This window comes from Pseudomonas sp. B2M1-30, from assembly GCF_025447575.1.
In the GTDB taxonomy this organism is placed as follows: Bacteria; Pseudomonadota; Gammaproteobacteria; order Pseudomonadales; family Pseudomonadaceae; genus Aquipseudomonas; species Aquipseudomonas botevensis.
Genome location: NZ_JAOEJT010000003.1, coordinates 45,775 through 64,331 on the forward strand (window position 1 = coordinate 45,775; position 18,557 = coordinate 64,331).

The 18,557-nt window shown below is 63.4% G+C and carries 16 protein-coding genes; 5 read left to right on the plus strand and 11 right to left on the minus strand.

Going from position 1 to position 18,557, the window contains the following annotated elements:
• Positions 1-47 precede the first annotated feature (47 nt).
• Together N8H74_RS06925 and N8H74_RS06930 are read left to right on the plus strand one after the other, a co-directional pair.
• Entirely contained in the window at positions 48-488 is a 441-nt protein-coding gene (locus N8H74_RS06925) for a TadE/TadG family type IV pilus assembly protein (protein WP_262146742.1), read from the plus strand.
• On the plus strand, positions 485-3,253 hold the full coding sequence (locus N8H74_RS06930; RefSeq protein WP_262146743.1) for an ATP-binding protein: 2,769 nt from the start codon (positions 485-487) through the stop codon (positions 3,251-3,253). Before N8H74_RS06925 ends, N8H74_RS06930 begins: the two co-directional genes overlap by 4 nt.
• Here N8H74_RS06930 and N8H74_RS06935 read toward each other — a convergent pair.
• The 5 genes from N8H74_RS06935 to N8H74_RS06955 all read right to left on the minus strand — a co-directional run bounded on the left by N8H74_RS06935 (position 3,223) and on the right by N8H74_RS06955 (position 7,724).
• Complete coding sequence (locus N8H74_RS06935) at positions 3,223-5,211, minus strand: TadG family pilus assembly protein (RefSeq protein WP_262146744.1); 1,989 nt, start codon at positions 5,209-5,211, stop codon at positions 3,223-3,225. The genes N8H74_RS06930 and N8H74_RS06935 overlap by 31 nt on opposite strands.
• 225 nt (positions 5,212-5,436) lie before the next feature.
• Complete coding sequence (locus N8H74_RS06940) at positions 5,437-5,994, minus strand: DUF4136 domain-containing protein (protein ID WP_217834544.1); 558 nt, start codon at positions 5,992-5,994, stop codon at positions 5,437-5,439.
• Between the two features lie 54 nt (positions 5,995-6,048).
• Positions 6,049-6,660 (minus strand): DUF4136 domain-containing protein, encoded by a 612-nt coding sequence (locus N8H74_RS06945; protein WP_262146745.1) that lies wholly within the window; start codon positions 6,658-6,660, stop codon positions 6,049-6,051.
• A gap of 12 nt (positions 6,661-6,672) precedes the next feature.
• The gene (locus N8H74_RS06950) at positions 6,673-7,422 is read right to left on the minus strand and encodes a methyltransferase domain-containing protein (RefSeq protein ID WP_217834546.1); all 750 of its coding nucleotides are present in this window, start codon (positions 7,420-7,422) and stop codon (positions 6,673-6,675) included.
• Positions 7,422-7,724 (minus strand): MazG-like family protein, encoded by a 303-nt coding sequence (locus N8H74_RS06955; RefSeq protein WP_007951009.1) that lies wholly within the window; start codon positions 7,722-7,724, stop codon positions 7,422-7,424. Before N8H74_RS06955 ends, N8H74_RS06950 begins: the two co-directional genes overlap by 1 nt.
• Before the next feature lie 176 nt (positions 7,725-7,900).
• On the opposite strand from N8H74_RS06955, the gene N8H74_RS06960 reads away from it, so the two are divergent.
• Complete coding sequence (locus tag N8H74_RS06960) at positions 7,901-8,194, plus strand: hypothetical protein (protein ID WP_217834547.1); 294 nt, start codon at positions 7,901-7,903, stop codon at positions 8,192-8,194.
• 172 nt (positions 8,195-8,366) lie between these two features.
• On the plus strand, positions 8,367-9,716 hold the full coding sequence (locus tag N8H74_RS06965) for an MATE family efflux transporter (protein WP_262146746.1): 1,350 nt from the start codon (positions 8,367-8,369) through the stop codon (positions 9,714-9,716).
• A gap of 9 nt (positions 9,717-9,725) precedes the next feature.
• Here N8H74_RS06965 and N8H74_RS06970 read toward each other — a convergent pair whose 3' ends face one another.
• The 6 genes from N8H74_RS06970 to N8H74_RS06995 form a co-directional block, all read right to left on the minus strand.
• The gene (locus tag N8H74_RS06970) at positions 9,726-10,520 is read right to left on the minus strand and encodes a DUF4123 domain-containing protein (protein WP_262146747.1); all 795 of its coding nucleotides are present in this window, start codon (positions 10,518-10,520) and stop codon (positions 9,726-9,728) included.
• Positions 10,517-11,857 carry a contractile injection system protein, VgrG/Pvc8 family gene (locus N8H74_RS06975; protein ID WP_262146748.1) on the minus strand — a complete coding sequence of 447 codons (1,341 nt, stop codon included), beginning with the start codon at positions 11,855-11,857 and terminating at the stop codon, positions 10,517-10,519. The genes N8H74_RS06970 and N8H74_RS06975 overlap by 4 nt, the downstream gene beginning before the upstream one ends.
• A 232-nt stretch (positions 11,858-12,089) precedes the next feature.
• Positions 12,090-14,003 carry an arginine decarboxylase gene (gene speA / locus N8H74_RS06980; protein WP_217834551.1) on the minus strand — a complete coding sequence of 638 codons (1,914 nt, stop codon included), beginning with the start codon at positions 14,001-14,003 and terminating at the stop codon, positions 12,090-12,092.
• 220 nt (positions 14,004-14,223) lie between these two features.
• A complete protein-coding gene (locus N8H74_RS06985) occupies positions 14,224-14,595 on the minus strand; it encodes a translation initiation factor Sui1 (protein WP_262146749.1) in 372 nt (123 codons plus the stop codon).
• A 187-nt stretch (positions 14,596-14,782) separates the two neighbouring features.
• Entirely contained in the window at positions 14,783-15,340 is a 558-nt protein-coding gene (locus N8H74_RS06990) for an NUDIX hydrolase (RefSeq protein WP_262146750.1), read from the minus strand.
• A gap of 3 nt (positions 15,341-15,343) precedes the next feature.
• On the minus strand, positions 15,344-16,411 hold the full coding sequence (locus N8H74_RS06995; protein ID WP_217834553.1) for a DUF2333 family protein: 1,068 nt from the start codon (positions 16,409-16,411) through the stop codon (positions 15,344-15,346).
• A 434-nt stretch (positions 16,412-16,845) separates the two neighbouring features.
• Here N8H74_RS06995 and gcbA point away from each other — a divergent pair, with 434 nt between their 5' ends.
• Positions 16,846-18,516: a diguanylate cyclase GcbA gene (gene gcbA, locus N8H74_RS07000; RefSeq protein WP_217834554.1), complete on the plus strand. Its 1,671-nt coding sequence runs from the start codon at positions 16,846-16,848 to the stop codon at positions 18,514-18,516.
• The last annotated feature ends 41 nt before the right edge of the window (positions 18,517-18,557 follow it).

The following is an 18,557-nucleotide window of genomic DNA, read 5'->3' on the forward strand; positions in this document are numbered from 1 at the left end:
TGATTCTATGCTGATATTACGTAGTGATTGTCAGGGTAGACGCACTCATGAAAACCGCCCTCCCCCGCAAACAAAAAGGTGCCGTCGCGATCGAGTTCGCGTTGGTGTTCGTGATTTTCTTCGCGGTGTTCTACGGGCTGGTCAGCTACAGCCTGCCGCTGTTGCTGATGCAGGCGTTCACCCAGTCCACTGCCGAAGCCGTGCGACGCAGCGTCGCCCTCGACCCGTCGACGGCCAATTACGCCACCGTCATCCAGAGCGTCGCCCGCAACGAATTGGCCCTGCGCCTGGCCTGGCTGCCCACGGCCCTCAACTTCAACGCGACCACCGACACGACCATCACCTACGTCGGCGGACTCTTGACCGTGCGCATCAACTACCCCACCAGCAAACTCAATCAGGCCCTGCCGTTTCTGGTGTTGCCGGGCATCGGGACGGTGCCGAACCTGCCTGCCAACCTCACCGCCAGTTCGAGCCTGCAATTTTGAGTTCCGGGGACAAGCTGTTCGGTCGCCTGCTCAACCGCCCATCGTCCGCGCCGTCCGACAGTGTGGACAGCCCGAGCGCGCTGAGCGTCGGCCTGCAGTTGTACCTGGATGACGGCGGCCACGTTAATCACCTCACCGGGCCGTTGCGTCATCTGCTGGCGCAACAACAGTCAGGCAACCGCACGCCGCACCTGCTGGCCTACCTGTTGCCCCACAGCATCCTCGCGGTGGAAGGCAAACCCGCGGACTGGCAAGGGCAACTGCTCGATCTGGATTTTTTCAGCCTGGCCGGGGCGCCGCTGCATTTGCGTGGCTGGGTGCAGCCGCAGGGCGACGGCTGGCTCCTGCAATTGCTGGACATCGGCGATCTGCTGGCCGAACGGCGCCTGACCCGCAGCCGCGAACAAAGCCAATTGCTCGCCGCGCAGATCCGCGATCAATTGCGCCTGTGCGGTCTGGCGCGCCTGACGCCTGTGCTTGGCGAACAGCTTGAGCGCCTGAGCCAGCGTTTCAGCATTCCGTGCCTGGCGGTTGCCCTGCTCGATGAACACGAGCAGGCCTGGCTGATTCATCAGCACTACGCGGCGCACGACGCACCAGAGTTGTGGCATAACGGCCAGTCGCTGGGCACCGGCCTCGACAGCCTGAACGGTGCCGCACCGCAACGTTTGCTGGCGAACGAACAACCGCGCCTGACCGGAGTGTTCGGCCCGAGCGAAGGATTTGCCGTGCCTTACCGCGATGCCCAGGGCGTGGCCGCGTGGCTGCTGTGCGGTTGCTACCCAGTGCAGCAGCACGCGGCGGATCTCAGCGAGCATGACTGGCTGCAACTCGCCGCGGCCGTCGCCGCGCCGCTGCTCGAACGTTTGCGCGAGCATCGTCACCACCTGCAACTGGAGCGCCTGGAAACCCTGCAAGCCTTGCTCGGCAGCGGTTGGTGGGAGGTCCTCGGCGACAGCGCCGAGGTGTTGCTGGCGCCGCGACTGGCGGAAAATCTGGGGCTTGATCGCGCCCGGCTGCCGCTGACGGACTGGTTCGACCGGGTGCATCCCGCCGATCGCGAAGAACTGCGCGGTCGTCTGCAAGCCTTGCAGGATGAGGGTCAGCCGCTGGAGTTGTGCGTGCGCCTGCAGCCTGTCGGGCATTCGCCGCTGCCGCCGTGGTATCGCTTGCAGGGCCAGTCGCTGGGCATCGGCGCCGAGCGGCGGCTGGTGGGTTTCATGCTCGATATCAGCGACATCAAGGAGCAGCAGCAACAGGCCGCCGCTGCCCACGCGCGCCTGGACAATCTGATCGCCCGTTCGCCGGCGGTGATCTACGTACAGCGCTATGACGAGGGTGCGCTGCAACCGGTGTTTTTCAGCGCCAGCCTGCAATCGCTGCTGGGCTGGAGCCTGGCCGATTGCGTCGATGACGGACTGGTCAGGCATGTGCATCCGCAGGATCAGGCGCTCTATTTCGAACGCAGCCGCCAGTTGCTGCGCGAAGGCTCGGTGAGTACCCGCTACCGCGTACTCGACGCGCAGGGCAACGTCCACTGGATGCTGGATGAAGCCAGGCTGCTGCGCGATGACCTCGGACTGCCGGTGGAAGCCGTGGGCCTGTGGCTGGACGTGACCGAGGCGACCCTGGCCGCCGAACGGGTCAGGGCCAGCGAAGAGCGCTACCGGATTCTGGTGGAGGACTCGCCGGCGATGATCTGCCGCTATCGCCCCGACCTGACGCTGACCTTCGGCAACCGGCCGCTGGCGAACTACCTCGAATGCACCCCGGAACAACTGCCGGGGGTCAATCTCGGTGGCTGGATGTCGGAAGAGCAGCTCGAGGCGTTCGTCCAGCGCCTCGCGCAACTGACCCCGGAACAACCGGTCAGCACCGCCGAAATCAATCTGCGCCTGCCGGGCCGCGAGCATGCGTGGTGGATCTGGTCGGATCGCGGGGTGTTCGACGAACACGGCCGTTTGCTCGAAGTGCAGGCCGTGGGCCGCGACAACACCGAAGTGCGCCGCTCGCAGCAGCAACTGACCCAGAGCGCGAAAATGGCCACCCTCGGCGAAATGGCCACGGGTCTGGCCCACGAGATCAACCAGCCGCTGAACGTGATGCGCATGGCCATCGTCAATGTGCTCAAACGCCTGGGCAACGGCGATGTGCAGGTCGACTACCTGACCGACAAGCTCAACCGCATCGACGCCCAGGTCCAGCGTGCCGCGCGGGTGGTGGATCACATGCGGGTATTCGGTCGGCGTTCGGAGATCGAGCAGCATCCGTTCGATCCGCTGAAAGCAATCGAGGGCACCCTGTCGCTGCTCGCCGAAGGCTTGCGCGGCAAGGGTGTCGAGCTGCGAATCAGAGAGGCGACGTTCCAGCTACAGGTGCGCGGCTACGTCGATCAACTGGAACAGGTGCTGATCAACCTGATGGTCAACGCCCGGGATGCGCTGCTGAGCAAACGCGAGGCCGACCGCGACTTCCAGCCGTGGATTTCGGTGTACGCCGAACACGATGAACATGTGGTCCGGCTGTGGGTCGAGGACAACGGCGGCGGGATCGATCCGCGCTTGCTGGAGCGGATCTTCGAACCGTTCTTCACCACCAAACCGGTAGGGATCGGCACTGGTCTGGGGCTGTCGGTGAGCTACGGCATCGTCGAAAACATGGGCGGACGCCTGAGCGTGCGCAACGGCGATGAAGGCGCGCGGTTCTGCATCGAGCTGCCGATTGCCGAGGACGATCAGATCACCAGCGTCGCCCGCCCCGACTGACAACTGAGGTTGGCGCCGACATCGACCTGATTGAGGTTGATCCCCAGCGCGGCCAGCAGGGTGTTGACCAGCGTGTCGAGCAGCGGGCTGAGCACCGTATTGATCGCGGTGACCAGCAGACCTTTCACCGTGCCCAGGCTCGCCCCCAGCGCACTCACCAGCGAACCCGACGGGCCGTACATGTTGAGATTGATGTTGGTCAGGGTGTCACTCAGGCTGCTGACGATATTGGTGGTGCTGTAGGTGTAATAGAACGGCGGCTGGTTGATCTCCGGCAGGCTGCTGGCCGCCGGCGCCGAATAGACGTGAGACAGGTTGGCGTTCTGGCCGATGGTGGTGTCGGCGGAAATACTGATACCACCCCCGACTCCGGCGGTACGCGGGGTGCAGTTGAACGGCAGGACGAGCAGCACGCGCGAGCAGGTTTTCACGCCGATGTCGATCAGCTTCAACGGTGTCACGACGGCAGTGGGAGGCGTGACGTTATTGCCGAACGCCGTGGCGGCATCGATGGTGCCCATTTTCAGGTTCACCACGGATGTCGTGGTATTGGTGGTCAGGGTTTTGTTGGTCGGCGTCAGGCAACTGTAGGCGGTGACGTAACTGTTGGCGCTGGCGGCATCGACCAGCACATCCAGACGAAAAGACCCCGGCAGCAATTGCACATCCGGGGTCTGGCAAGGAATACCCAGGGCACAGGTCAGCGAATCCAGCACTCCCTTGATATCCAGATGCAGCAGCGAACTGAGGATGCTGCCCAGCGGTGCCGCAAGATCGGCGACTCCGCTGACCAGCGACGCGATACCGTCGAGGATCGGCAGTTGCACCGACAGCAACGTGCGCACCTGGGCCGTCTTCACATAGATCCGGTTCGCCCCCAAGGGATTGTTCGGCGCCATGATCTTGCGCGGGTCGCCGATGGCCGACAGTTGTGGCGGTTCCAGCACTTGCACCCGAGCGGTGACCTGCGCCACGCCCAGATTGATCGTCTGGCTGGTGACCAGGCCGTTCTGCTTGTTGGCCAGTTGCAGGAACCCCTGGATCAGGTCGAACGCCCGCAGATTCGCGGCCAGTGCCGTGGCCTGGGTGCCGGCCTGCACATTCAACAGATTGCCCAGCACCACCTGCGTAGCACCGACCGCCGTCTTGATCGCTTGCAGGCCGACGATGGTGGCGGTGGCGCCGAGGGTGCCGTTGGGGTCGAGGACGTTGATTGCGGTCTGTACCAATTGACTGACGGCGATGCTGTTGCCGAGGACTTGTTCGTAGCCGCCCGCGCTGAGGCCGATATCCACTTTCAAGCGATCCAGATAGCCCAGCAGGCTGATGTTGCTGTTGACCAGGCCGTTCCAGCTGGCTGCGCTCAGGTTGAGATTGCCGCCCACCAGACCACCGTACAGCGCATTGAGAACGGCCGACCGGGAGGAATCGATCGTCACCGCGCTGCTGCGAATGGTCAGCGAAGCCAAAGGAGGCGGCAGCGCAGCAACAGCGGTGGCCGTGAGCGTGACGGTCGCGCCTTGGCCGGCCCCGCCGAACAAGGCCCCGACACCGCCGGCGACACTCTGGGTCACCGACTGGCTGACCACGACCCGGATCGCTTCGCTGCTGGCGGCGTTGGCGGTGAACACCCGCAGGTTGTTGGCATCCACGGTCAGCCCGCCACAGGCGACCGCCAGGGTGCGGCCGGCGCTGGGGATCGGGAAATCATTGCGCGCCACGCTGGCCCGGGCGTAGGCATCGGCGGTTGCCCCGGCGCCACAAGTGCCGCCCCGGGACGCGGCTTCGAGGGCGGCCATGTCGGCCACCCGTTGCAGATCGCGTTTTTCCAGGTACAAACGACCGCTGTCGAGCACCAGCAGAATCAACACCAGCGCCAGCCCCAGGGTCAATGCCGCGATCAACCCGATGGCCCCGCGCTGTCGAGCCGGGCCGTTGAACGGCGAACGGGGAGACATGGCGCACTCCTTTGCCGGCGCACCGCCGGGCGCAACCTCCATTGGTGAATATCAGTGTAGACACGACCTGACGAGACTGCTGGCAACCCGCCAGCTCCCCCACAGAAACTGAGCCCCAAAAAACCTGTGGGAGCGGACTTGCTCGCGAAGGCGGTCTGTCTGGCACGTTCCAGTCGACTGTGCCGTCGTCTTCGCGGGCAAGCCCGCTCCCACAATGGGATAGCGTTAACGCGGTGGGTAGTTGGCCAGGATCCGCGTCACGGTTTCGCGGATGGCATTACTGCGATCCGCCGGGTTCGGCGTGCTGCTGAGCATCTGCTCATCGCTGCCGCGCCACACCAGTTTGCCGTCCTTGCCGTCGAGCAGATCGACCTGGATCGTCGCGACCTTGTAGGTGATGTTGCGGGTTTCGTTGTACATCGGGGCGCCCCAGTAGCCGTTCCACGGGTTGCCCCAACCGCCGCCGTAGTTGGTGGTCACCTGCTGCTGGCGATCCTCGACGATCAGGTAGGTCTGCACATTCAAATCACCCCGGCTGCCGCCCGCGGCCGGGCGCAGGCCGCGTTGATCGAGCTGATCGGCGACGGCCTGGCGGATGCGTTGTTCGGTCAGGTCGCTCTTGATCCGGGGATCGTCGGGACGGTATTGCAGGGCGGGTTCTTTCCAGCTCCAGCTGCGATAAGCGGCAAAGTCACGGCTGGCATCGAAGTCATGATTGACCTGGTTGGCGGCGCAGGCACTGAGCAGCGCGGCCACAGCCAGTAGAGCGAGACGGCGGAACATGATTTTTCTCCGGTTGAAGACATGAACCTGTGAGAGCTTCTCATTTGCAGGAAGCTAACTGGGAGGATACGCCGACATTGCCTTTTCGACAGCCTCCCTGATCGCATCGCTGCGATCGCTCTGGTTGCCCTGGGTGCCGGTTTCGGCGCTGGCGCTCCAGACCGGCTGACCACTGCTGGCGTCGAACAGATCGACCCGCACCACCACGACCTGTTCCTGATAGGTGCGCACGATCGGCACCGTGTTGTACATGCCGTAGCCCCGGCCATAACGGTCGTAACCGCCATAGCCGCCGTAGTAACCGTAATCGTCCTGCACCTGGCGCAGGCGGGTTTCCAGGCTCAAATGGGCGCTGACGAAAAGATCCGCCGGACGATTGTCATGCAACGGGCGCAACCCGCGTTGATCCAGGGCATTGCTGACCGCTTCGGCCACTTGCGCCGAATCCGCCCAGGCCGTGCCCGGCGGCAGTTGCCCGTTGAGCCACGCCCAGCTGCGGTAGCGCCCATAGTCCCGAGGCGGCGCCGGATAGGCGCTGCGGTCGAAGGTGGTGGCCGCTTGCGGCGGGGCCGGCGGCAATGGCCGCGACTGCGCCACATAAGGGTTGCTGCCCTGGCACGCGGCCAACCCGAGACAGATCAGCAGTAACCCTGAATGACCCTTCATTTCATGCTCCGATCAGATCGGCCGGCAGATCCAGTGCAGGTAACGCCCAAGCCCGGCGAAGCTTGGGTGACGACGGTGGGCGAGCTCCATCTCGAGTAAGTCCAGCAGCTCGGCGCGGGACTGGAATTCCACCGGCATGTAGTCGTGGAAAACCCTGACCCCGCTCTGGGTTTCGACCTGCCACAAGCCTTCGAGTTGCGTGGCCAGTTCTCGCGGATCGAGGGGTTGTTGCGGGGTCAGGCTCTGCTTTTCGCCGGCCATGTCGTTCTTGCGCATCTTCTTGAAATGGCCCTTGAGCAGGTTCCGGTAGATCAGCGCATCACGGTTGTAGAACGCCAGCGACAGCCAGCCACCGGGTTGGGTCAGTTGATGCAACACCGGCAGGATCGCATGGGGTTCGGCCAGCCATTCCAGCACGGCGTGGCACAGCACCAGATCATAGGGCTCGGTAAGCTGGCCGAGCAGATCCTGCCACGGCGCCTGAATGAACGTGGCCTGCTGGCCGGCCTCGGCGAAGCGCTGGCGGGCGCCTTCGAGCATCGGTTCGGCCGGCTCGGCCAGTGTCACCTGATGCCCGCGCTCGGCCAGCCACAACGACATGTGGCCCAGGCCCGCGCCGATGTCCAGCACCCGCAGCGGACGATCCGGAAGCGCTTCGGCGAGGTCGGCCTGCAACACCGCGAGGCGGATCGCGCCTTTGGCGCCGCCGTAGATTTTTTCGGCAAAACGGGTCGCCAACTGATCGAAATGACGGTCGCTCATCAGCTGAACCGCCGTTCGCTGTCGGCGAGCTTGCTGCGCACCACTTCATTCATGTCCAGTCCCAGTTCGCTGCACAGCAGCAACAGATACAGGACGATATCGCCGACTTCCTGCCCGGCGTGGGCCAACTTATCCGCCGGCAGCTGGCGCGACTGGTCTTCGGTCAACCACTGGAAGATCTCCACCAGTTCGGACATTTCCACGCTGGCGGCCATCGCCAGGTTTTTCGGGCTGTGAAATTGCCGCCAGTCATTGCGGTCGCGAATGGCGTGCAGGCGTTCGGTCAGTTCAACAAGGTTCATCGGGTTCTCCTGAAGGCGTATAGCTTCGGGGGGATGCCGGGGGAAGGCAAGGGGCTGCCGGTCGCTTTTGTGGGCAAGCGCGCTTGCACGGCTTCAGCGCAAACCCTCTATGCTTGCAGGGAACTACGCCGACCTCGTCGCGGCCCAAGGCTCAGCTCTTTCATCAGGATGCACACATGCAGGTAGAAAGCTTTTTCGAATGGCTCGGCCAGGTGCTCGGCTCGATCATCCGCTTCATCGTCGACGGTCTCAGCGGTCTGTTCAATGTGCTGGGCAATGCCGGCGGCAACTTTATCGACGGACTCGCCAAGACCCTGGGAATGGACACGTCGATCATCAGCATCATCGCGCTGATCGTCGGGCTGATGCTGTTGTGGTCGGCGATTCGTGCGTTCATGAATGCGTCGATCGTTGCCGGGATCATCTGGTTGTTGCTGGGGTTGTGGTTGTTGAGCTGGATTATTCACTAGCCCTTTGCCGAATCCATAATCGCCAAGATCTTTCAGGTCGATGGAGAACGTAAGATACCTCGGCAGGCCCCCTCTCCCCCTGGGAGAGGGCTGGGGTGAGGGGCGTCGGCAATCACAGCCACAGCAAATCCCGAATGAATCGCTACAATGCCAGCTCCCCCAAGGAGCCCGCATGTCCAAGCTGATCACCGACTGGCGCGACCGCGCGACCCACCGCAAGGTCTGGGCGCTCGCCGCTCCCATGATTCTCTCGAACATTTCCGTGCCGCTGGTGGCGCTGGTCGACAGCACCGTCATCGGCCACCTGCCCCACGCCCATCAACTGGGTGCCGTGGCGGTCGGCGCCAGCCTGTACACCTTCCTCGCCTGGGCCATGGGTTTTCTGCGCATGGGCACCACCGGTTTCGCGGCCCAAGCGGCCGGGCGCAGTGATGGCGCGGCGTTGCGACAGATTCTGTTGCAGGGATTGCTGCTGGCGATGGGGCTGGCGTTGCTGCTCGGCCTGTTGGGCGTACCGCTGAGCGGCATCGCATTGCACTTCATGCAACCCTCGGCGGAACTCGATCAACTGACCCGCGACTTCTTCCACACCCGTCTGTTCGGACTGCCGGCGGCGCTGGCCAGCTATGCGCTGGTCGGCTGGTTCCTCGGCACCCAGAACGCCCGGGCGCCGCTGGCGATTCTGTTGAGCACCAACCTGATCAACATCGCCCTCAACCTGTGGTTCGTGATCGGCCTGGACTGGGGCGTGGTCGGTTCGGCCCGGGCCTCGGTGATCGCCGAATGGAGCGGTGCCCTGCTCGGTCTGTGGATGACCCGCAAGGCTTTGCGCGCCTATCCCGGGCACATCGTCTGGGCCGCGCTGAGGGTCTGGCAGAGCTGGCGGGCGCTGCTGGCGGTCAACCGCGACATTTTCATCCGCAGCCTGGCCCTGCAATCGGTGTTTTTCCTGATCACCGTGCAGGGTGCACGTCTCGGTGACGCCACGGTCGCAGCCAACGCGCTGCTGCTCAACGGCCTGTTGCTGACCGCCCACGCCCTGGACGGTCTGGCCCACGCCGTGGAAGCCCTGTGCGGACACGCAATCGGCGCCCGCGACCGGCTGGCCCTGCGCCGTTCGCTGGTGGTGGCCGGCGGCTGGTCGCTGCTGGCGAGTGTCGGTTTCGCCCTGCTGTTTTTGTGCGCCGGGCATCTGTTCATCGAGATGCAGACCGACATCCAGAGCGTGCGCGACACCGCGTTCGTTTACCTGCCCTACCTCGCCATGCTGCCGCTGATCGCGGTCTGGAGCTACCTGCTCGACGGCCTGTTCATCGGCGCTACCCGTGCCCGGGAAATGCGCAACGGCATGCTGCTCACGGTGCTGCTGATGCTGCCGGTCGCCTGGGTGCTGCAGGGGTTGGGCAACCATGGCCTGTGGATCTCGTTCCTGTTGTTCATGGTCTTGCGCAGCCTGACCCTCGGCACCCTGGCCCTGTGGCTGCGACGCAATGACGGCTGGTTCAGCGGCACCGCACACTGAAGCGACGTCTCAGGGTTGATCGCCCTGCCATTGCCGGCGCAGGTGTTCGAGCCGTTCCTGTGGCGTCAGCCCCGCCGGGGGCGGCACCCATGTGGCACGCGGATACTGCAGGCGCAGCCACAGCCAGCCATCGAGCATCGCCCGTTCGCCGAAACCCAGCGCCAGCCCCTGCTGGACATGGGCGGCGAGCACCGAAAAATCCGCCCCCACCGCCTGACACCAGCGCCAGATGTGCTGATCGAGCAGACAGGCTTGCAGGCGTTCGCGCTGGCGTGACGTCAGGCTCTCATCGACCCGCAACGGCTCCACCGCCAGCCGTGGATTGCGCAGTTGCTGCCAGCCCTGGCTGCCCATTGCCAGATCGGCCCAGGTGCCACCGAACCAGCGCAGCTGCTGGATCGGCCCGAGCCAGCGGCTCAGTTCACCGGCATCGCAGGCGTCGAAGAAATAGCTGGCCGTCTGGCGGTTGTACCAGGTGAGCAAGGCCCGGTGCTGCAAGCCGAACGACACCGTGAGCATGCGCCGCAGGTGTTCGAGCAAGACCGGCGCCGCAGACTCGCTGCCCAGCAACAAACCGCTCCAGGTCTGGGGATCACGCTGACACAACGCCGCCAGCGCCGCGTTGCCTTGCAGTTCAATCAGCAACGGCCCTTGCTCGCGCACCGGCTGAAACTCGGTGCCCTCGAACAGCCAGAAACGGCGCACGCCGGCAAAGCCCCGGTGCAGGGTCATCAGCGCCTGGGGTGCCTGTGGCACATCCAGCAACAGCCACTGCGCGACCGGCTCCGGAGTCGCGGCGCTCATCGTCCGGGGCCCGGGTCGACGGCCGCGAGCAACCGGCAACTGCAGGTCGCTGGCGGGCAATGACTGAAACTGCCACCACCGGGGATCAGGCACAGCAACAGCAATGGCGCGGCCGATTGCAGGAATACCGGCATCCCTTCGCTGCTCAGCGTCTGCGGCAACGGAACCGGATCATCGTCGTCGACATCCTCCACCGGCACCGGCGTGCGCAAAACACCGCTGATCATCGGCTGGTCAGGATCGCCTTCAAGGAAACTCACCACCACCTCGACCCCATCGCCCAGCGCGAACAGCGGTACGTCGGCCAGTGCCGGTGCCAGCGGCAGCCAGCAATGACTGGGCGCGGCGCCCTCGCCCTGATACAACCAGTCGAACTGCACCGCCACCGGCCGCGAACGATCGGGCAAGGGTTCGTCCACCTCGACCACCCAGGCCCGTTGCAGGCTGTGCATCCGAGGACGGACGAGGGGCACGAACGGCACGTCGCCCTGCGTCCCGTCGACCCGGTTGGCGTAAACCGGCTCACGGCTGTGATCGCCCTGATGCTCGACCCGGGTCACCAGCCAGCCGCGATTGCACTCGCTGAGCGGGTGGCCGGTCAACGGCAGCCAATGACCGCTGCGCAGGGCCGGCAGATCGGTATCGCCCTCGGCGGTTTGCAGCACCCGCGAAGGTTCGCCCCGCAGACTGCTGCGCACTTCGCCCTGCACCTGCCAGCGACGCACACCCAGGGCCTCGCCGGCCTCAGCGAACCACGCTTCGCCCGACCGAGGCAGACTGGCCGGGTCATCGCCGAACACCAGGCAATGGCCGGTACGCCCGTGTTCGAAGCGGTAGTGAATGCGCTCCTGCCCGCACAAGCGCTGGACGAATTGCAGGTCCGACTCGCGGTACTGGGTACAGAACGTCCGGGCCTGATAGTCGGCCAACAGCTCGAAGCGCAACCGCGGGCCGCTGATTCCGTGTTCTTTCAGCACCTGGGCGAGGATTTGCGGCACCGAGCGCCCACTGAACATCCGCTGGCTGAAGCGCAGGTCGAGGCAGCTCAGCCTCGGTCCCAGCCGCACCCGGCACAACCGGAAACACTGGCCATGTTCCTGCTGCACAAGACTCTGCAATTGCCCATGCACGCCGTTGCCCGGTGGTCCGAAGCGCAGAAATCCCGCGCGGTGCAACAGCCCGGCGAGGTCCAGGTGCGGGTCGTCGATCAATACATCGATCTCGAACGCAAAGGGTTCGTTGAGGGCTTCGCTACCGGTAAAGGCCAGGACTTCGAAGGGGGCGGACAGACCCGCTACATCGAGACTGAACGACGGCTCGTCGGCTGGTTCGAACATGGGCGTTTCTCTACAGGAGGGGCGGTCGGGGATTCTCGCCGAGAGCCATGGCCGAGTAGAGAGCCGAAGTACAACTTAGGAAATGACCTACGCGAAAAGCAGACGACATCACTATGCCGGTCAAGGCGTAGGCCGTTTCGCGAGTAAAAGAAGAGGTTTCGCACCAGGCCATCTGAAATGTCCGCGACGGCGGGAACAATTTCAGACAGCCCGGGGCTACAGGGGGATGGTGTCAGGAAGACAGGTAGGAAGAACGGGTCAGGCCCAGGCGCAACGCATCGAGGAACTGCGTGCGCTCATTGGCGCTGATGCGGGCACTGGCGCACTTGTCGCGGTAGTGAGTCATCAACTCTTCCGGCGACAGATGCACGTAGCGCAGCATGTCTTCGATGGTGTCGTGGGTTTCGATTCCGGCGTGGTACACGCTGCCGTCGGCGTTCTGATAGATGTTCACCGAGTCGGTGTCACCGAACAGGTTGTGCATGTCGCCGAGGATTTCCTGATAGGCCCCGACCAGGAACACGCCCAGCAGGTAGTCTTCGCCCTCGTTCAGGCCGTGTACCGGCAGGCTGGTTTCGATGCTCTGCTCGTCGACGTACTGGTTGATCTTGCCGTCGGAGTCGCAGGTCAGATCCTGCAGCACCGCGCGACGCAGCGGCTCTTCGTCGAGACGGTGCAGCGGAATGATCGGCAGGACCTGGTCGATCGCCCAGGTGTCCGGCAGGCTCTGGAACACCGAGAAGTTGCAGATGTACTTGTCGGCCAGTTTGTCGTTGAGTTCGTCGAGCACCTGACGGTGCGAACGCTGGCGCGCCTTCAGCGAGTTGTGCAGGCGACGGCACACGGCGAAGTAGCACTGCTCGGCCAGGGCTTTTTCCGCCAGGGTCAGCTTGCCGTCGGCGTACTGCGCGGCGACGTCGCTCATGTAGTGCGTGGCGCGCCAGTAGGTTTCGGTGACCATTTCGATGTCGGTCGGGCCGAGCAGGTCAACCAGCCACTGCACGGTTTCCGGCAGCGATTCCTTGTTCTCGATCTGCGGCACGTCGTCGTTGTGTTTCTCGACGTCGGTCACCTGCACCACCAGCATCGCGTGGTGCGCGGTCAGCGAGCGGCCGCTTTCGGAGAAGATGTGCGGATGCGGCAGGCTCTGCGCGTCGCAGAACTCCTTGAGCATGCCGACCACGACACCGGCGTAATCGTCCATGTCGTAGTTGATCGAACTGGCGTTGCGCGAGTGGGTGCCGTCGTAGTCGACGCCCAGGCCGCCACCGACGTCGATGTGATCCACCGGCAGACCGAGGTTGCGCAGCTCGCCGTAGTAACGGATCGCTTCCTTGAAGCCGTGCTGGTAGTCGGCCAGGTTGGCGATCTGCGAACCCATGTGGAAGTGCAGCAAGCGGATGCCCTGATCCAGGCCGGCAGCGCGGAAGCGCTCGACCACCGACAGCAGTTGCGCCGCCGACAGACCGAACTTGGATTTCTCGCCACCGGTGTCCGCCCACTTCGACGACGCCAGCGACGACAGACGCACGCGCAGGCCGACCTGCGGCTTGACCTTGAGCGAGGCGGCCTCGTCGATCACCAGTCCGACCTCGGACTCCTTCTCGATCACGATGAACACGTTGTGGCCGAGCTTCTGGCCCATCAGCGCCAGACGGATGAACTCGCGGTCCTTGTAACCGTTGCAGACGATGGTGCCGCCCTTCGGCGCCAGCGCCAGCACCGCCAGCAGCTCAGGCTTGGAACCGGCTTCCAGACCGATGGAAACGTTCTGGGTGGCGATGATGTTCTCGATCACCGCTTCTTGCTGGTTGACCTTGATCGGGTACAGCGCGGTGTACTTGCTCTGGTATTCCAGGCGTTCGATGTTGGCATCGAAGGCGCCGGTCAACTGACGGACGCGGTCTTGCAGGATGTCGGGAAAACGAACCAGCAACGGCAAGGACAAACCGCTTTTGCGCAGTTGGTCGACTTGCTCGAACAGGTCGATGGGTGAGCTGCTCGGGCCGTTCGGACGAACTTCGACGCGACCGGCGTCATTGATCGCGAAATACCCGGCCCCCCAATGGCGAATCCCGTAAACACTGCGGCTGTCCGCAACTGTCCATTGGCTGCCATCGTCTTTGCGTGTGCGTCGTACGGACATCGAAGTCCCCTATAAAGAAGTCATGGAGCGTCGCCTGACGTTCAGGCCGCCGCAGTCTAAAGAATGAAAATGACGGTTCGTCAGCGGGGCGGTAGACCGCGCTGACCGCGTTGAGTTTAGAAACCGGTCATGAACAGGCTCTGTGAAAACCATGGAGACGACACCGAATCTGACGGATTTCAGAACCGGGTCAAGCCATCGGTGGTTTTCACAGAGGCTGCTAGCCGCCGGACTTCTTCGCCTTGAAACCGTGCTTGATCAGTTCAGCCAAGAGTAGCTCGACATGATCGCCCTGGATTTCGATGACCCCGTCTTTCAACGCGCCGCCGGTGCCGCAACGTTTCTTCAACGTTGTCGCCAGCTCTTTGAGCGCGTCTTCGGCCAGGGGCACGCCGGTGATTGTGGTCACCGTCTTGCCGCCACGGCCCTTGCTCTCGCGACGCACGCGGGCAATGCCGTCACCGGCCGGGATCACGGTTTGTTTGCAGATACAGGTGTCCACCGGCTTGCTGCATTCCGGGCAATGACGACCTGCGTCGGTGGAAAATACCAGGCCGCCCAGGGCGGCGAAGGATGCGGCTTTTTTGGCCACCGGCAATCCTCTCGGGAGGACAAAGACTGATCGCGACCTTGGGCAAGGTCATCGACCGCGAAGCCCCACTCAGGCAGGGGCAGCGCTACTGCACCGTTTGCGCCTGTAAAGCACGCCGGTACAGCTTGAAAAGGTCGCGCAGTGTAACGGCAAAAGCGTCGATTGCTAAGTGCCAATCGGCGCCATTTTATGAGTTCTTTGCGACGTCGCTCTGTTGCGCCTTGAGATAGCGTTTCAAGGCCGCCAGAGAGTCCGGGCAATAAGGCTTCTGCTCGATTTCCAGCATGACCTGATCGACTGGAATGAAGCGTGCTTCGAGCACTTCTTCCGGCTGCAGGATCAACGGCCCGTCCCACACCGCCGAAAACGCCGAACACCACAGGCGGTTGCCGGTGTCCTCGAAGAAGAAATGGTCATGGGCGGTCAGTTCCACGCCGCTCACGCCCAACTCTTCCTCCAGCTCGCGGGCCGCCGACTCGGCGTAGGTTTCGCTGGCCTGCACCATGCCGCCCGCCGCCACGTCCCAATAACCGGGATAGATCGCCTTGCTCAGGGTGCGCCGGTGTACGCAGAGTTCACCGGCGGAGTTGAACAGCATGATGTAGGTGCCGCGCCCGATCAGCCCGCGCTCACGCAGGTCGGAGCGCACCAGGGCGCCGAGCAGGTTGTCCTGCTCGTCGACCCAGGCGATCTGTTCGGCATCCGAAGCGGCGCGGTGCGCCGCTTCCCTGGCGTTGTCGCTCATGGCTCAGCCCTGGTTGAGCAGTTGGCGCAGATCGATCACTGCGGCGTTGGCCCGGGAAATATAGTTGGCCATCACCAGCGAGTGGTTGGCCAGGACACCGAAACCGCTGCCGTTGAGGATCATCGGACTCCACACCGGCTCCTGCGAAGCCTCCAGCTCACGAATGATCTGACGCACGCTGACCGTGGCGTTCTTCTTCGCCAGCACATCGGCGAAATCCACTTCGATGGCGCGCAACAGGTGCGACAGTGCCCAGGCCTGGCCCCGTGCTTCGTAGAACACGTTGTCGATCTGCATCCACGGGGTTTCGACGATTTCCTCGTCGACCTGTGGCACTTCACCGACTGCCGGGGTTTCCGTTTTCAGTGCGGTGTTGAGTTTTACCCGACCGACGCTGGCCGACAGCCGTTGCGACAGCGAACCCAGACGGGTGCCGACATCGCCCAGCCAGTTGTTGAGGTTGTCGGCGCGGGCGTAGAACAGTGCGTTTTTCTGCGACGGATCCGACAGACGCGCCTGATAGCGGCTCAGCGAGTTAATGCCTTCCTGATATTCCGATTCACTCGACGGCAGGATCCAGCTCTTGTTGTCGAAGTTGAAACGCGGTTCGGCCTTGGCCAGATCGGCGTCTTCGGCCGATTGCGATTGCGAGCGGGCGAAGTCCTTGCGCAAGGCACGGGTCAGGTCGCGCACCTGGACCAGCACGCCGTATTCCCAGCTCGGCATGTTGTCCATCCACAGGCCCGGCGGGAAGCGGTCGTTGGAAATGTAGCCGCCCGGCTTGTCGAGCAAGGTGCCGGCGACGGTCTTCAGGGTTTCGACGGTGGTGTAGCCGACCACCATTTGCTTGCCTTCCTTCTCGGCGGCCACCTGGGCGTTCTGCGCCACGGGGAACAGCGCGGGTTCCTGGCTCCAGTACCAGCCCAGGCCAATGGTCACCAACAGGTAGAGGCCGATCAATGTCGCCAGCGCGCGGCTGAACAGCAGACCGCCGACATAACTGCGGGTGGCCGACTTGGGCTCGGCGGCACGTTCAGGCGCGCTGCCCGCGCGGTTCTTCCAGTCCAGCATGGCGATATCCTTTCAAAACTTGGGTTCAACGGTTCGACCACAACCATACAACAACGTGCCTTGGCCCGGCACCCGCGATGATGGATAAGCCGCAAATCGTGCGGGCGAGTGACGCATTCGCCGGCCCTAAGGGATTCCCCGATGCGCCCTGCCCTACCAACAGCGCTGCCCACCCTCTGAAAACATCGCCGGACTCATTCAGAGCACTTATGTTAATGCCACAAAACAATCACTTTCGCGAAGCTTCCAGTGTGGCAAGCGCCCGGCTCACGGGGACTTGCCCGACGAGCAAGTCCAAAACAAAACCATCCGGTCAGAAACTGAATTGTGTCGCACCGCAGATTATTGACGTACGACACTCATATAGGGGAAAAGAGGTGCTAGCATAGAGCCACCAGTCGATCTCAGCATGCACCCTAACTAGTAGTCAGGATATGACCGAGCCAGAAGACCCCAGCCGCGAGCGCCTCAAGCACCACTTTGCCCAGCGGGTAATTCATCAGGCACGTCAGATTCTTGAGATATGGCAGCGCCTGCAACGCAGCGAGTGGTCCACCGCCGACCTCGCCGAACTGAGCGAGGCCAACCTGCGCCTGCTGCGCTTCGCCGAGCGCTTCGAACAGCCCGAACACACCCAGCTCGCGCATCACATCAGCCAGTCGCTGGAAGCGGTGGACGCCAATCGCGGACGCCTGAGCAGCGGCCTGATCACCGACCTCAATCGCCTGATGCAACGCCTGTCGCGCACCGGCCTGCGCCATGGCGACCAACTCGACCAGACATTCCTGCCGCCGCTGCGCAAACCGATCTACGTGATGCTGCAGGATCACGACCGCGCCGAGCGCCTGGCCAAGCAGCTGGAATTCTTCGGCCTCAGTGCCCAGGCGCTGGACAGTGTGTCGGCGTTTCGCTCCTCGATGGTCGAGCGTCTGCCGGCGGCCATCGTCATGGACGTCGACTTCAGCGGCCCGGGCATCGGCCTGAAACTCGCCGCCGAAGCCCAGCAAGGCCTGGAAGAACCATTGCCGCTACTGTTTTTCAGTCTGCACGAAACCGACACCCCGACACGTCTGGCGGCGGTGCGTGCCGGCGGCCAGGAATTTCTCACCGGCACCCTCGAAGCCTCGAGCCTGCTGGAGAAGATCGAAGTCCTGACCTGCGTCGCCCAGTACGAACCTTATAAAGTGCTGATCATCGACGACTCCCGCGCCCAGGCGTTGCACACCGAGCGCCTGCTCAACAGTGCCGGGATCGTCACCCGCACCCTGATCGAACCGATCCAGGCCATGGCCGAGCTGGCGGATTTCCAGCCGGACCTGATCATCCTCGACATGTACATGCCGGCCTGCACCGGCACCGAACTGGCGAAGGTCATCCGCCACAATGATCGCTATGTCAGCGTGCCGATCATCTACCTGTCGGCCGAAGACGATCTGGACAAGCAACTCGATGCCATGAGCGAAGGCGGCGACGACTTCCTGACCAAACCGATCAAGCCGCGCCATCTGATCACCACCGTGCGCAACCGCGCCGCCCGCGCTCGCAACCTGAAAGCGCGGATGGTGCGCGACAGCCTCACCGGCCTGTACAACCACACGCACATTTTGCAGTTGCTCGAAGACTGCTCGTTCCGCGCCCGCCGCGAGAACAAACCGTTGAGTTTCGCCATGCTCGACATCGACCACTTCAAACGGGTCAACGACAGCCACGGCCACCCGATGGGCGACCGGGTGATCAAGAGCCTGGCGCTGTTTCTCAAGCAACGCTTGCGCAAGACCGATTTCATCGGCCGTTACGGCGGTGAAGAATTCGCCATCGTCATGCCCGACACCGATATCAACGCCGCACATAAGGTGCTCGACGAGATTCGCCAGCGCTTCGCCGAAATCCATTACCCGGCGCAACCGCAGGATCTGTGGTGTACGTTCAGCGCCGGTGTGGTGGAGATGCACGACGACTCCGACAGCCTGATGATGGCCAGCCAGGCCGACGAGGCGTTGTACCGCGCCAAAGGCGAAGGACGTAATCGGGTACAGACCGCGCGGGACTCAAAGCAAAGTGCCACTTTTTCATCGGAATCGACCGATTCGGTCATAACCCTGTAACAGAACCGCAATAAATTCAGGCGCTTACCATTTCTGTCGTT